11 protein-coding genes are annotated in these 14,706 nt (G+C 69.7%); 6 read left to right on the top strand and 5 right to left on the bottom strand.

Translation table 11 applies throughout. The features are described 5' to 3' along the window. The first annotated feature begins 124 nt into the window (after positions 1-124). Entirely contained in the window at positions 125-1,453 is a 1,329-nt protein-coding gene (locus tag AB0K21_RS05330; protein WP_364147982.1) for a glycoside hydrolase family 6 protein, read from the top strand. A 133-nt stretch (positions 1,454-1,586) separates the two neighbouring features. Here the strand turns inward: AB0K21_RS05330 and AB0K21_RS05325 are convergent, their stop codons facing one another. Beyond that, positions 1,587-2,090, bottom strand: a complete 504-nt coding sequence (locus tag AB0K21_RS05325) for a MarR family transcriptional regulator (protein WP_343977583.1) — start codon at positions 2,088-2,090, stop codon at positions 1,587-1,589. A 79-nt stretch (positions 2,091-2,169) separates the two neighbouring features. Here AB0K21_RS05325 and AB0K21_RS05320 point away from each other — a divergent pair, with 79 nt between their 5' ends. Both AB0K21_RS05320 and AB0K21_RS05315 read left to right on the top strand, forming a co-directional pair. Continuing rightward, positions 2,170-2,592 carry a DoxX family protein gene (locus AB0K21_RS05320; RefSeq protein WP_343977580.1) on the top strand — a complete coding sequence of 141 codons (423 nt, stop codon included), beginning with the start codon at positions 2,170-2,172 and terminating at the stop codon, positions 2,590-2,592. A 96-nt stretch (positions 2,593-2,688) separates the two neighbouring features. Further along, on the top strand, positions 2,689-3,504 hold the full coding sequence (locus AB0K21_RS05315; RefSeq protein WP_343977578.1) for a hypothetical protein: 816 nt from the start codon (positions 2,689-2,691) through the stop codon (positions 3,502-3,504). Here AB0K21_RS05315 and AB0K21_RS05310 read toward each other — a convergent pair. From AB0K21_RS05310 to fxsA, 3 genes are all read right to left on the bottom strand, one after another. Beyond that, a complete protein-coding gene (locus AB0K21_RS05310) occupies positions 3,440-5,425 on the bottom strand; it encodes a tetratricopeptide repeat protein (protein ID WP_364147978.1) in 1,986 nt (661 codons plus the stop codon). The genes AB0K21_RS05315 and AB0K21_RS05310 overlap by 65 nt on opposite strands. Continuing rightward, positions 5,422-6,300, bottom strand: a complete 879-nt coding sequence (locus AB0K21_RS05305) for an SIR2 family protein (RefSeq protein WP_343977574.1) — start codon at positions 6,298-6,300, stop codon at positions 5,422-5,424. The genes AB0K21_RS05310 and AB0K21_RS05305 overlap by 4 nt, the downstream gene beginning before the upstream one ends. Positions 6,301-6,378: 78 nt before the next feature. Further along, complete coding sequence (gene fxsA, locus AB0K21_RS05300; protein WP_343977571.1) at positions 6,379-6,555, bottom strand: FxSxx-COOH cyclophane-containing RiPP peptide; 177 nt, start codon at positions 6,553-6,555, stop codon at positions 6,379-6,381. A gap of 279 nt (positions 6,556-6,834) precedes the next feature. Here fxsA and fxsT point away from each other — a divergent pair, with 279 nt between their 5' ends. Next, the gene (gene fxsT, locus AB0K21_RS05295) at positions 6,835-9,372 is read left to right on the top strand and encodes an FxSxx-COOH system tetratricopeptide repeat protein (protein ID WP_364147974.1); all 2,538 of its coding nucleotides are present in this window, start codon (positions 6,835-6,837) and stop codon (positions 9,370-9,372) included. Positions 9,373-9,448: 76 nt separating this feature from the next. Here fxsT and AB0K21_RS05290 read toward each other — a convergent pair whose 3' ends face one another. Then, positions 9,449-11,923: an FxsB family cyclophane-forming radical SAM/SPASM peptide maturase gene (locus AB0K21_RS05290; protein WP_364148382.1), complete on the bottom strand. Its 2,475-nt coding sequence runs from the start codon at positions 11,921-11,923 to the stop codon at positions 9,449-9,451. Positions 11,924-12,152: 229 nt separating this feature from the next. On the opposite strand from AB0K21_RS05290, the gene AB0K21_RS05285 reads away from it, so the two are divergent. Together AB0K21_RS05285 and AB0K21_RS05280 are read left to right on the top strand one after the other, a co-directional pair. Continuing rightward, positions 12,153-13,400, top strand: coding sequence for an FxsB family cyclophane-forming radical SAM/SPASM peptide maturase (locus AB0K21_RS05285; RefSeq protein WP_343977565.1), 1,248 nt, complete (start codon positions 12,153-12,155; stop codon positions 13,398-13,400). Further along, positions 13,397-14,701, top strand: coding sequence for an HEXXH motif domain-containing protein (locus AB0K21_RS05280; protein ID WP_364147970.1), 1,305 nt, complete (start codon positions 13,397-13,399; stop codon positions 14,699-14,701). The genes AB0K21_RS05285 and AB0K21_RS05280 overlap by 4 nt, the downstream gene beginning before the upstream one ends. Positions 14,702-14,706: the final 5 nt, after the last annotated feature.

Raw genomic sequence — 14,706 nt, 5'->3', positions numbered from 1 at the left:
TGACGGGTGTTCGCACAGGTCAGCGCGTCCTGATGTGAGCGGGCAGGGGCGCCTGCTGTATGCGGGGGCGGTCGGCCGCCTATGGTGGGAGCGCTCCCATGCATCCCCCCTAAGGAGTCGATCCATGCCAAGAAGGTCAGTTCTGGCCACGCTCTGCGCGGCTCTGGTGATCGCGTCAGGTGCCGCGGTCGCCGTCGCCTCCGGCGCCTCCGCGGCCGACTCCCCGTTCTACGTCGATCCGGAGACCGGCGCCGCCAAATGGGTCGCGGCCAACGCCGGGGACTACAGGGCGCCGGTCATCCGCGACCGGATCGCCTCCGTGCCGCAGGCCCGCTGGTACACCACCACCAACACCTCCACCATCCGCGGCCAGGTGTCGTCGTTCGTCGGGGCCGCGGCCGGTGCGGGCAAGATCCCCATCCTCGTCGTCTACAACATCCCCAACCGTGACTGCAGCGGTGCCAGCACCGGCGGGGCGCCCAACCACACGGCCTACCGGCAGTGGGTCGACGAGCTGGCCGCCGGCCTCCAGGGGCGCCCGGCGTCGATCATCCTGGAGCCCGACGTGCTCCCGATCATGACCAACTGCATGAGCTCCGCCCAGCAGCAGGAGACCAACGCCTCCATGGCGTACGCCGGCAAGAAGCTGAAGGCCGCCTCCTCCTCGGCCAAGGTCTACTACGACATCGGGCACTCGGGATGGCTGTCGGCCTCCGACGCCGCGGCCCGGCTGAACGCCGCGGACGTCGGAGGCAGCGCGGACGGCATCTCCGTCAACGTCTCCAACTACCGGTGGAGCTCCACCGAGGTCGCCTATGCCAAGAACGTCATCTCCGCCACCGGCGTCTCCCGGCTCCGCGCGGTGATCGACACCAGCCGTAACGGCAACGGCCCGCAGGGCAGCGAGTGGTGTGACCCGGGAGGCCGGGCGATCGGCACCCCGAGTACCAACGCCACCGGCGACCCGGCGATCGACGCGTTCCTCTGGATCAAGTTGCCGGGCGAGGCGGACGGCTGCATCGCCGGGGCGGGGCAGTTCGTGCCGCAGCGGGCCTACGACCTGGCCATGGCGGCTCCGCAGCCCACCCCGACCGTCACTCCCACCATCACCCCGACCCCCACCCCGACCGTCACGCCGACCGGCGGCAGGGCCTGCACGGCCACCTACAAGCTGGTCGGCTCCTGGCAGGGCGGTTTCCAGGCCGAGGTGACCGTGAAGAGCAGCGGCGCCCAGGCGATCACGGGCTGGACGGCGAGCTGGTCGTTCCCCGGTAACCAGAGCATCACCCAGCTCTGGAACGGACAGCACACCCAGAGCGGCGCCGGTGTCTCGGTGCGGAACGTGTCCCACAACGGCAACCTCTCCTCGGGCGCCTCGACGTCCTTCGGGTTCACCGGCAGCTGGTCCGGGACCAACGGCGTGCCCGCCTCGGTCAGCTGCACCGCCGCCTGACCCGGTGGTGCGGCCCTGAACCCGGTGCGGCTCGCACGGTATGCCCCCCGTGCGAGCCGTACCGGATTCTCGCGTCTTCCCCGGGGTTCCGCGGCCGAAAGCGAGAACCGGGGGTCTGGGCCCGCCCCGCGCGCTAGCCTGGTCTTTTGCCCGGCGGGGAGCCGCGGAGCGGACCGGCCGGCGCCGCCTCGATGGCCGCGACGGCCTTCGTCATGATCCGCCGCATGGTCTCGACCTCCTCGGGGGTGAGCCGGTCGATCAGGAAGGCGCGGACCACGGCCACATGCCCCGGGGCGGTCCGCTCCAGGCAGCGCGAGCCCTCCTCGGTGAGCACCGCGAACACGCCCCGCTCATCCGAGGGGCAGGTCGTCCGCGCGACGAGTCCCCGCCGCTCCAGCTGTCCGATCTGGTAGGTGAGACCACTCTTGGAAATGATCAGCCGGCGGGCGAGCTCGGTCATCCGCAGTCGCCCGTCGGGGTGTTCGGAGAGTCTCGCCAGGATCTCGTACTGGGCGTGGGTCAGACCCGAGTCGACTTTCAGCTGATCCTCGACACGGCGCTCCAGCAGATGCGTCGCGGACAGGTAGGCCATCCACATGGCCATCTCGCTCTCGCCGAGCCATCTCGTCTCGCTCACCAGAACATCCTATGGCTTGTTCAAATTTGAACTAACCACTATGGTTCAGTTCAAATTCGAATGACAACGAGGAGTCATCATGCTTGACCAAGTGCGCCCCTACGCCCTGCTGCTGGCGAGGGTCGGCATCGGCGTGGTCTTCCTGGTCCACGGGCTGCAGAAGTTCGTGACGATGGGGCTGGCCCAGACCACGGCCTTCTTCGACTCGCTGGGCATCCCGCTGGCGAACGTCGCGGCTCCGGCGGTCGCCGCCCTCGAAGTCGTCGGCGGCGTGGCGCTCATCCTGGGCGCGGCCCTGCCGGTCTTCGGCACCCTCCTCGTGCTCAACATGCTCGGCGCGATCGTCTTCGCCCACGCCGCGGCCGGCTTCTCGGTGAGTGAGGGCGGCTACGAGTTCGTCCTGGCCCTCGCCGCCGGCACCCTGGCCATCGCCTTCAGCGGCGGCGGTGCCCTCGCCGTCGACGGTCTCCGTCAGGGGCGCCGCCGGCCGGTCACGGTCTAGGACCCGTCCGCCGGGCGGAACATCGCGCGCCATGAGGTCCGGACCGCCGACAATGGGCATAGCTGTTTCGACGGTGCCGAATGGCTGGGGGTCGATGTGCGGTGGCTGCGAAGAATCGGCAGCGATTTCAAGGCTCGGCAGCACATCGACGCGTACGCTCTCACGATCGTCGTCTTCGGTTTCGCGTTCCTGTCAATCGTCAGCGACGCGCTGGACGACGACCTCAGATGGGCGGTCCTGCTCTCGGGAGTGGGATTGCTGCTCTACCGGATCACCCTTCCCGCGGAGCCCGCCGAATCTCCCGACGGGCTGCTGAACGACCGGTCGGTGTACGACAGCGCACCGCTGTCGTCGCTGCTCGCCCACGCGCGTGACGTCCGGGTGTTCGCCCCCTCCGCGGTCAACCTGCTCTCCGCGCAGACCTGCGAGATCATGCGCAACACGGTGCTCGCGCGGGAGAGGGGACGCGTCAGGATCGTCATCCTCGACCCCCTGGAGAAGGGGGCGGTCCAGCAGACCGCGAGGCAACTGGACGACTCGATCGAGTTTCCCGTCCAGAGGCTTCCCGCCGCGTTGGAGAGCACCATGGAGCGCCTCCGCCTGATGAGCGGCTGGAAGACCGTGGGCGAGTTCGAGTACCGACTCCTTTCCTACAGCCCGGGATTCAGCCTTGTGCTTCTCGACCCGGAGACCCCGCGGGGCCGGGTCATCGTGGAGATTCACGGTTTTCACAATCCCTCGACCTCGTCGCGCATGCACCTGGAGCTGACCCGCGGCCGCGACGAGCGCTGGTACACCTACTGGGTGGAGCAGTTCAACCACATATGGGAGGCGGCGAGATCCGATGTCACGCCGTTCTCCGGAGAAACTCCTCAGCCTGCTTCCGGAGATGCGGTGGAAGCCCGGGAGTGACCGCGTCGAGCGCCCGCGAGGCGAACTCCTCGGCGGTCGCGTGCTGACCCAGCAGGGCATAAACGCGCGCGGCCCGCAGCAGGACCGGCCCGCTGTCCGACTCGTCGGCGGTCGCGTCGAGGATCTCCTGTCCCGCGGCGTCGAACCGCTGGGCCAGGGCGAGGGCCAGCGCCCTGGCGGCGATCGTGGTGGGCCGCTGGTGCCGTCTCACCCGATCCAGGTCGCGCAGGGCCTCACCGGGCCTTCCGAGATCGGCGAGGATCTCTCCGCGCAGCGCCAGCGCCTCGGCGGGGGGTTCGCCGGCCAGCGCCACGGCGCCGTTGAGAAGGGCGAGTGCGGCGCGCGGCTGTCCCAGATGCCACAGGGCCTCCCCGAGCGCCAGTTGCGCGGGAAGGTCGTTGGGAACCCAGGAGAGAGCGGCCCGCAACTGCTCCACCGCCCTGGCGTACTGGCCCTGGGCCAGCCAGAGCCGTCCCTCCGCGGTCAGCGCCGAGGCCACCCCGTTGAACCGCTGGAGCGTCGCGAACACGTCGGCCGCCTCCTCGAGGAGGCGCCGCGCACTCTCCACCTCGCCTCCCACCGCCGCGACCTCTCCCAGGACGACCAGGGCCTCGGCCCGCACCCACGTCTCACCGGGCCCCGAGGCGCGGACCGCCTCCTCCGCGAGGCCGCGGGCCGTCTCCCAGCTCCGCCTGGCCAGTGCCGCCCGTGCGTCATCGAGGTAGGTCGCCGGGTGCTGCGACTGGCGCACCGAGCCGATCAGGCGGTCGTGCTGCAGCTCGTACCAGCGGATCCCCAGCCGGTGCTCGCCCCGCAGCAGGTGACGGTCCTCCAGCGCCTCGGCGATGGCGTTCGGCATGCCCGCCGTCTCACGGAGGCCCTCGTAGACGGTGTTGCGCGTCCCGTGCTCGGTGACGAAGGTCCTGCGCAGCCAGGAGCGGATCTCGCTCGACGTGACCCCCGACTCGGCCGCGACCTGCGCCAGCATCCGCTCGCAGAAACCGGTCAGGAAGTGGTCGACGTTCACGTGCAGGTTCACGTGCTCGGCGGTGATCTCGTGCAGGCCCGGCGGCAGCGAGTCCCACAGCGCGGAGCAGACGACCTGCAGCTGGACGGGCTCGACGGTGTTGAGCGTCACCGTGGTGGTCTGCCCCTCGTCGTTGAGGAAGGGGACGGTGCGCAGGTCGTCGACGAGTCGTTCGGCGGCCCCCGGGGCGAAGGACCGGCCGGTGCGCTCAAGGGGTCTCGTCGTGGCGTCGAGCGCCGCCGCGCGCGAGAGCGGCAGCAGCTGGAACCGCGCCCGCGAACCCCGGCCCAGCGGGCGCTCGTACGGCAGCACGGAGGCCAGATACTCCTCGCGCAGCGAGAGCAGCAGGTGGAGCCCGTCGTGCTCCTCGACGGCCCTCGCGAGCTGGCGCAGCAGCGCGTGACGCTCCTCCTCCCGGTCGGGCGGGCCGCCGAACAGCTCCTCCGCCTGGTCGACGGCGACCAGGGTGGGCACCGGGTCGCCGTACCGGTCCACGCGTTCCGGGCGCCGGGCCAGGAAGTCCGAGACCGTCAGCCCGGCCAGCACGGACAGCGGCTCCTCCGGCGCCCAGGACGACAGCAGCGCCAGCACGTACGGGTTGCCGGTGACCCTCGGGCGCAGCGAGACGATGCCGCGGGGCGACACGCGGGCCACGGGCAGGACGTCGGCGCGTTCGGGCTCGACGCGCGGCAGGACACCCGCCTGCAGCAGGGACGTCTTGCCGACCCCCGAGGCGCCGAACAGCACGGTGAGACCGGTGGCCTGCCAGATGGTGGCGATGTCGCGGCCTTCGCGCTCCCGCCCGAAGAACAGCACGTGCTCGTCGCGGTCATAGGGGCGTAGCCCCACGTACGGCTGGGTGGCCCTGTCGACCCTGTGAACCGCGTCCGTCATGGTGCCCGTCCCATTCTCCGCAGGAGTTCCGCGCAGAACTCCGAGGCGGTCCCCAGGAAGATCGAGATGTTCCAGCCGTCGAGATAGTGGGCGATGTAGCGCCTGGCCTTGCTCTCCGCGTCGCTCGCCGATCCGTTGACCTCGGGCATCAGCTGTACGCTCACATGCCGCCGCTTGTTACTGCGCGGCGTGCTGCGCATCAGGCCGTGGAACAGCACCCGAAACGTCCAGTCCTGCAGGCTGTAGCCGATGAAGAGCAGTGGCCGGGCGGTCATCGCCCGCAGGATCGGGGTCGGCAGTGGCTGCCTCCCGCCGGTCGCGACGACGTCCACCATGTTGACGAGGTAGGTCAGGTAGTCGGCCTCGGTCAGCACCAGCGACGCCGGTTCGGACCAGCTTCCGTGCAGATGGTAGACGAGGGGACATTCCACCGTCGGCTCTGGCAGGACAGGCGTGGCGGCGGGATCGGCCTCCCACCAGGGGGAGACGGCGACGTGGGGCTCCTTGCCCTCGGCCCGCAGCGCCTCGGCCAGGAAGTCGTCGTAGTTCGTGGTGAGGAACGTGGTCACGGGGAAGCCGGCCAGCACTCGGTGCGGCTCTTCCGGATCGCCGGGAGCAGGTCCCCCGTGAGAGCGGAGAAGCCTGCAGACCCCCTCCTTGAGATCCACCGGATCCCGCACCACCGCCGCGCCGTACTGCATCACGCGGGCGAGATTGCCCGGGTCGGAGAACGGATAGCCGTAGTGGAGGGCGTACCGGTTACTCAGGGCGGCACCGGTGGGGAGCGTCCCGGCGCAGGCACCCGCTCCGAGGAAAGGGGTGCAGTCACCCCTGTGGAGCTGGTCGATCAACCGTTGCCAGTCGAGATCGTCCACGGTCCCACCATTGTTGTCGACAGAAAGTGCCAGTCTCGCACTCCAATGTCGCACATTGGTGGGTTATCACCAAGGTTTCTATATGGAGGAGTCGAATCCGGCCACCGGCCCCGCGTCCCCGTCGGCGGTTATTCGCCGACGGACCAGGTCCAGGATGGAATCGCCGATTTTGTCAAGATCGGCCAAGTTCAGACCCGTCAGGTCGATCAGACCTTCGCCGGAATCGATGTTAGCGGTGGCGGCTTCCTCGCTCATGCGGACTCCCTTGCGCCCACGGCGAGACGCACGCGTCCCCGGATCTCCGAGCGTCCTCGCCTACGCCTTGATGATTACATCCTTTCGGTGTTCAGGCGAGTACTCGGGAAGATAATTTGGCGGGTGGAACTATATAGTTGACCGGAAAATAGACGTTTTAGGGTGTGACAGAGATCCGCTGTTGAGGTGTGGCAATGAGACTCTGACCCCTTCGCTTATGCGCTTGCGGAGGCCCGGAGCCATAAGCTGATTCCCAATCGGGCGAGTGGAGGCCGTCGCGTGCCCATTTCACAGTCTTCGGGGACTTCCCGCCTGCCGGGACGCCAGCCCCAGATCTGGGGCAGGGTCCCCCAGCAGAACAAGAACTTCACAGGTCGTGAAGGCCTCCTCGACAAGCTTCACACCGGTGTCACGTCCGAGGTCACCGCCGTGGTGCCGCACGCCCTTCACGGGTTCGGCGGCGTCGGCAAGACCCACGTCGCGATCGAGTACGCCTACCGCTTCCGGCACGAGTACGACCTGGTCTGGTGGATACCCGCGGACCAGCCGATGCTGGTGCGCTCCTCGCTGGCCGCGCTCGCCCCGCACCTGGGCGTGCCCTCCTCCGCCGCGATGGGAGTGGAGGACGCGTCCGCCGCCGTGCTGGACGCCCTGCGCCGCGGTGACCCGTACTCCCGGTGGCTGCTCATCTTCGACAACGCCGAGCAGCCGGAGGACATCAACGACATCATCCCCCGGGGCCCGGGACACGTCCTGATCACCTCACGCAACTACGCCTGGCAGAGCGTGGTCGACACCGTGCCCGTCGACGTCTTCAGCCGGGCGGAGAGCGTCGAGTTCCTCACCAGGCGGGTTCCCGGCTCGACCAGCCAGGAGGACATGAACCGGCTGGCCGAGCAGCTCGGCGACCTCCCGCTCGCGCTGGAGCAGGCCGGAGCCCTGCAGACGGAGACCGGGATGTCCGTCGAGCAGTATCTCCGGCTGCTCGACGAGCAGACGGCCCAGCTGCTCGACGCCAACAAGGCGTCGGACTATCCGCTGTCCATGACGGCTGCCTGGTCGCTGTCGGTGTCACAGCTCAAGGCGAAGCTGCCCGAGGCCGTGGAGCTCCTGCGCTGCTGCGCCTTCTTCGGACCCGACCCCATACCCCGTGACGTGTTCGGGGCACTTCCCGACGACCTCGCGGCCGGGTCGCGTCTTGGCCCGCTCCTCGACAATCCGATCCTGCTGAGCCGGGCCATCAGGGAGCTGGGCCGATACGCCCTGGCGCGGATCGACTCGGAGAACCGGACCATCCAGGTGCACCGGCTGGTCCAGGCACTGCTCCGTGCCGAGCTGGGCTGGGAGGAGCACGTGTCCTTCCGGCACGAGGTGCACCTCATGCTCGCCGCGGCGGCGCCGGGCCTTCCGGACGACACCGTCCTGTGGCCGCGCTACGCCGAGCTGCTCAGCCACATGACACCCGCGATGGTGGAGGCCGGTGAGGATCCCCGCATCCGTCGCTTCGCCCTCGACGTCGTGCGCTACCTCTACTCGTCCGGGGGCTACCAGTCGGCCAGCGACCTGGTCAAGGGCTTCATCGCCAGATGGCGGGCCGACAGCGGGGACGAGGACCAGCACGTGCTCTCCGCGCAGCGGCATCTCGGCATCGTCCTTCGCGAGCTCGGCGACTACCGGGCCTCCTTCGAACTCAACCGCGAGACCCTGACGCGGATGAGGAGGGTCCTGGGACCCGACCACGTGGAGACCCTCCTGCTCACCAACAGTCATGGCGGGGACCTGCGGATGCGAGGTGACTTCACGGCGGCCCTGGCGCACGACAGGGAGTCGCTGCGGCGGCACCAGAGCGTGTTCGGCCCCCAGCACCACCGGACGCTGCGCGCCATGAACAATCTCGCCATCGACTATCTGCTGCTCGGCGACTACGAGAAGGCGTTCGAGCTGCAGGAGACCACCTACAGGCTGCACCGCCGTCCCGACTCGGGATCCAGCAAACAGAACATCCTCACCTCGGGCAACGGTCTCTCACGTATCGTGCGGCTCAGAGGTGACTACGCCGAAGCCTGTGACCTCGGCGAGGACGCGTACGAGTTCGGGGTGCAGGAACTCGGCCCGGACCATCCCTGGACCCTGCGCACGGCGAAGGATCTGTCCATCGCCAAACGGCGGGTCGGGCAGATCGACGAGGCGTTCGACCTCGCGCAGGCGACGTACGAGCGAGAGGAGCGCATCTTCGGGCGTGACCACCACGACACGCTCGCGGCGGCACTGTGCCTGGCCAACGCGCAACGCACCAGAGGTGAGATCGCCGAGGCGCTGGAGCTGCTGCGGGACGCGACGGCTCGCTATCCCCGCATGTACGGCGACGAGCACCCCTTCACCTTCGGCTGTGACATGAACCTGGCGTTGCTGCTGCGGGTCAACGGGCAGATCGAGGAGGCGAGCCGGCTCGATCTGAGCTCCCTGGAGGGTTTCGACCGCACGCTCGGCCGCGAGCACCACTACTCCCTCACCTGTGCGATCAACCTCGCCAGCGACTTCGCGGCACAGGGGGACGCCCCCAGTGCCAGGCGGCTGGGGCAGGAGACGCTGGCCCAGCTGCGCGAGTTGCTGGGGGTGGACCACCCGCTCACTCTCGCCTGCGCGAACAACCTGGTCATCGACCTGCGGGCGGAGGGGGCCTTAGAGGAGGCCCAGGCGCTGGAGGCCGACACCTTCGAGCGCTACCAGCGGGTGCTGGGCAACGACCATCCGGACACCAGGGTCGCCATGCGCGGTGAACGGCTCGACTTCGACTTCGACCCGCCCGCTCTCTAGACCCTGTCGCCTGGATCTCCTGCCCGCCGCGGACGCCCGGCCGACACTCGCCACGGCAGGATCCGGCGGGCAGGGCCTAACCGTTGCGTTCGAGCCAGCGCGCGTAGTGGTCGTCGGCGCGTGCGCGGCCCAGGGCCCGGGCGCGGGCCGGCACGCTCTCCTGTGCCCAGCGGTCCAGGCGCAGGGCCATTCCGGTCGCGAAGTTCTCGCCGGCCGGGGTCAGCCGCCCGCTGCCGAGCAGGGTGCCGGTCACCAGGCGAGCCGCCTCGCGCCAGCGGAAGAACTCCGAACTCGCGCGCAGGGCCGCCTCCCCGGTCTCCAGGTGGCGCTGGCGCATCCAGAAGCCGGCCACGCCCAGGAAGGCGTAGGCCCCCTGGAGCAGGCCGGGGACAGGACGGGGATCCTCGCGCCAGGGAGCGTAGTAGCGCCTGCCGTCGTCGGGAAGGGTCAGCGGGATCAGGTCGAGCAGGGCCGAGAGCTTCGCGTGCTGCGTCTCGTGGGTCAGGGTGACCGCGAACGTGGAGGCGTCCGGCGGCGTCGACAGGGCCACGCAGCCGTACGTCTCGCCGGATGTCGAGCTCGACTGGCCCCGGGCCGGGGCGACCAGCGGGGTGAGGACCGTGATCGCCGTGACGACCTCATCGGCCACGGCGCGGTGGTGGCGCACCAGCAGATGCCACGCCTCCTCCAGCGTCGACTGCCAGCGCTCGGTCTCGGCCTCGGTCAGACGCCCGCCGATGTTCGTGGTCTCCGGCATCCGGTACGGGTCGAGGTCGTCGATGACCAGGTGCAGCGGCACGCCGTCCACCTCGGTGGAGAGCGATCGCAGGCCTTTCCACCCGGGGGCGTCCCGGCCGGGGTCGCGCGGGACGGTGACGATGGTCCCGTCCGCGGTGACCTCGGCACCGCCCTCGGCACACTCCACCGTGGCCCACGAGACGGTCGGCGACAGGATCGCCTGGCCCAGGGAGGGCAGCGTGACGACCCCCTCCACCGCGGGTACGTCGATGTCGCAGGCCGTGCCCGAGCGGATCGCCGCCGCGGCGGCGAGCGCGGCGAGCTGCCCCGGTGCCGCGTCCTCGGCGTGAGCGTCGAGCATCTTGACCGTCCGCCGCGCCCAGGCGCCCACCGAGGGATGGCGCAGAACGGTGTCGACGGCGCCGGGATGACGGCGCTGTACCGTGGCGAGCAGGTCGTAGGCACGACGGGTGACGGCGGCGTCCGGATGGCCGTTCGCGCGCGCGGCCTCCAGCACTCCCCGTACGAGAAGCACGTGCTTGCTGTGCTGCGCCGCGGAGAGCCTGGCGACCGCGGCGGCGCCGCCACCGCCGGCGGCGAGCTTGGAGAACACCCCGGCCGTGATCCGGTGCTCACGCAGGTTCATCGTGTCCCTTCCCCGTCGTTTCGATCGAGCCGGCAGATCGGCCTCGACAGTGCTCTTGACGTGCTTGATGAGTCGGAGCAGGTCGGGGGAGTAGACGGAGGGGTTGGCGAAACCGTGGCCGGAGCGGTAGCGGTGGGCGTACAACCCCCCTCCGCAGATCCGTGACACCGGGCAGGCCCGGCAGGTGGGACACAGGGCCAGTTCGCCGATCTGGCGGGCGGCGATCGAGGGAAGGAGCAGGGCGTCGTCGAAGGAGTCACGTGTCACGTGCAGCCCGGTCTCGGGGGCTCCCTGGTAGGCCGACTTCAGCACGTCCGACTGCTCGATGCCGCCGTCGGTCTCCACTACCACCATCCCCGCGGGGGACAGGCCTATCTGCTCGCTCGACGACGAACCGCCGAGCAGCACCTGGATGATCTCGCCGAACATCCGGACCCGGGTGGGCCTGCGTGCCGCGCCGTACCACCGGTCGAAGATCGGGATGAGCCAGTCCGCGTACGGTGTCGTCTCCTCGTGGGGAAGCCGGCCGGCCGGGGGCGCCGACCAGTTGCCGTGCGGGAGCAGGAAGTCGACGGCCGGGGGATCGAAGGCGAGGAGCGCCTCGTAGACCCCGATCGGGTCGTTTCTGAGGTCGACGGTGCACAGCAGGCCGCTGAAGAGATGCCTGAAGGTGGGCGAAATCAGCAGCCGGAGGGCTCGGGACACCTCGGCATGGCTGCCGCGGCCGCCTGCGCGCCTGCGGCTGCGGTCGTGCATCGTCTCGTCACCGTCGAGGCTCACCCCGACCCGGATGTCCAGTTCGTCGAGGAGTCGCAGGTAGCTCTCGTCCAGGCGCAGCCCGTTGGTCTGCAGGCTGGCCCTGACCCGGGTGCCGGCGGCCGCCGAACGGATCCGGGTGACGGTCTCGCGGATCGCCTCGGGGCCGGCGAGCAGTGGCTCGCCTCCGTGCAGGATGATCTCGATGTCGCGCAGGCCGTGACGGTGGGCGTGCTCGGCGATTCTCGCGGCGATGGCGGCGACGATCTCCCGTGACATTTGTTTCGGGCGTGTCAGCCACGACGAATCGGCCATTTCGTACATATAGCAATATTTGCAGGCGAGATCGCACCTACTGTGGATCTTCAAGATGAACTGCCGGAACGGCGTCGGTCTCCAGCCGTCGGCCATCAGCCTGCCGATGTCGAGAGTCGACGGCCACTCGCGCACCGCTGATCAGCCCCCTGATGAGACCACGTTATGTGATGCCCGAAAGATGCTTCCACGATAGATGATGGCCGACCGCCGTTCCAGAGACGGATGAAACCCTTCGGCCATGTCGCGGAGCCCACTGTTTGTAAGCCTGGAACTTGACTATTTGGGCAAACTCATGCCAGATAGGAAATGGCGCAAGAGAGGTGTGCCGCGTTTGCCTGAGAAACTTGACCCCATAATCCCGTCACCCAGAAGCGTGTTCCCGGCGACGCTCGATGTCAGGGGATTGCTGGAATCAGGGTGGCGACCGGCGGCTTTCCGGCAGTTCATTTTGAAGATCCACAGCAGGTGCGACCTCGCCTGTCGCCACTGCTACGTCTACGAGATGGCGGACCAGTCCTGGAGGGCACAGCCGAGGCGCATGTCGGAGGCGATCGTCGACCGTACGGCGAAGCGCATAGCCGAGCACGCGTTCACCCACGAGCTGGCCGAGGTGGAGGTCGTCCTGCACGGCGGTGAGCCCCTTCTGGCCGGGCCGGATCTCATCTCCTACGCCGTGCGCGCCATCAGGGGGGCCGCCGCCGACGTCGGGACCCGCGTCCACGTCGGCGTGCAGACCAACGGGCTGCGCCTGGACGAGAGCTATCTGCGGCTCTTCGACAGCCTGGAGATCCGGGTCGGGGTGAGCCTGGACGGCTACGCGGAGGGTCACGACCGGCACCGGCGCCACGCGGACGGCAGGGGAAGTCACGCGAAGGTGGCGGCCTCGCTCCGCAGGCTGACCGGCGGTCCCTTCCACCACCTGTTCAGTGGCCTGCTGTGCACCATCGACGTCCGCAACGATCCGCTGGCGACCTACGAGGCGCTTCTGGAGTTCGATCCCCCGGCCGTCGACTTCCTGCTCCCGCACGGCAACTGGTCCACCCCGCCGCCCTTCCGCGTTCCGGAGGCGGGGGTGACGCCGTACGCCGACTGGCTCATCCCGATCTTCGACCGCTGGTACGGATCGGTCGCCGACCAGACGGAGGTCCGGCTGTTCCGCGAGATCATGCGCCTGCTGACGGGAGGCGCCTCGCGCAGCGAGACCGTGGGACTCTCACCCGCCCGGATGGCCGTCGTGGAGACCGACGGCAGCATCGAGCAGTCGGACATTCTGAAGTCCAGCTACCACGGGGCGGCCGCGACCCGCCTGCACCTGCTCCGCGACTCGTTCGACGCCGCGCTCACCCACCCGTCCATGGCGGCCAGGCAGATCGGCGAGCTCGCGCTTGCACCCGTCTGCCTGGCCTGTGACATCCACTCGGTCTGCGGCGGCGGGCTGTACGCGCACAGGTACAGCGAGGCCGCCGGCTTTCTGGGACCTTCGGTCTACTGCCCCGACCTGTACCGGCTGATCACCCATATCCGCACCCGGCTCGCGCGGGATGTCGCCAGGCTGAAGGGAAGCCGATGAGGCACGGTTCGCAGCAGGTGTCCGACAAGACGTTTCTCACGCTGGCGGCCGGTGAGGGCGGTGCCGGCGCCGTGGCCGAGCTGCGGGCCGCGCAGCGCGCCAGGAACAGGGTGCTGGTGCGAGCTGTCGTCGGCGAGGCGCGGTCGGCCGGGCATCCCGGCGCCGATCTGGCGATGCGCGCCTACGGCCTGCTGGCCGAACTGGAGGGGCAGGCGGACGAGGAGGTCGAGCGCCTGCTGAGGTATCCGGCGGTGGGGGCGTGGGCGTGGCGGACCTACCGGTCCCTGCGGAGCGGGGACGACAGCCGCGACGATCCCGCGCAGCTGGGCGCACTGGCCGTGGTGGTCGCGGTGCGGGCCCGGGTCCGGTGCCGGGTCCGGTTGCCCGTCCGCGACAGCACGATCATGCTGCCGTCCCTGGGGCGTCTCACTCTCCCCACCGGCGCGCCGGCCACGGTCGACGTCGAGGTGCGGCCGGACGGGGACGGCGCCGAACTCGACGCAGGGGGCCTGACGGTCCGCGTCGCCCCCCCGGGCGACCGGCCCGGCTGGCAGGCGCTGCGCGGCTGGTCGGTGATCCCGGGGTTCGACCTGGTCGTCGACGACCTCGACCCGTACCGGTGGCCCGTGGAAGGGGTCGCCGAGCCGCGGCTCGGCCGCGAGCGGCTCCGCGCGTGGCGGGCGCACCTGGACGACGCGTGGCGCGTCCTGACCGCCCACCACCGGCACGTGGCGGAGGAGGTGAGCTCCACGGTGTCGGTGCTCACCCCCGTCAAGGCGCCGGACAGGGGGCAGAACAGCGCTTCGACCCGCGAGGCGTTCGGGACCGTCGCGATGTCCGACCCGTGGCACGGCCTGGGGCTCGCCGCCACGCTCGCGCACGAGATCCAGCACGCGAAGCTGACGGCGCTGACCGACGTGATCCCGCTGACCCTGCCGGACGACGGCAGACGCTACTACGCGCCCTGGCGGGACGACCCGCGCCCCGCCTACGGCCTGCTGCAGGGTTCGTACGCCTATCTCGGGGTGGCGGAGTTCTGGCGGAGGCAGCACAGGTTCGAGCGGGACGCCGAGGCGTTCCGGGCACGCGTGGAGCTCGCCCGGTGGAGGCGGGGCGCCTACCAGGTCACCGGCACGCTGCTGGCCAGCGGGAGCCTGAACGAGCGCGGAGAGGAGTTCGTGGCCTGCATGAGGAGAACCCTCGAAGAGTGCGCCGCCGAACCGGTGGACGACCTCGCGGAGGCACAGGCCCTCCGCGAGGCGGAGCGGCACCTCGACGCCTGGCGGAGGCGCAACACCTGACCTCG

The organism is Streptosporangium sp. NPDC049248, from assembly GCF_040678965.1.
In the GTDB taxonomy this organism is placed as follows: Bacteria; Actinomycetota; Actinomycetes; order Streptosporangiales; family Streptosporangiaceae; genus Streptosporangium; species Streptosporangium fukuiense.
Note: the sequence above shows the minus strand (reverse complement) of the source record. Positions and strands in the feature narration are given on the sequence as shown.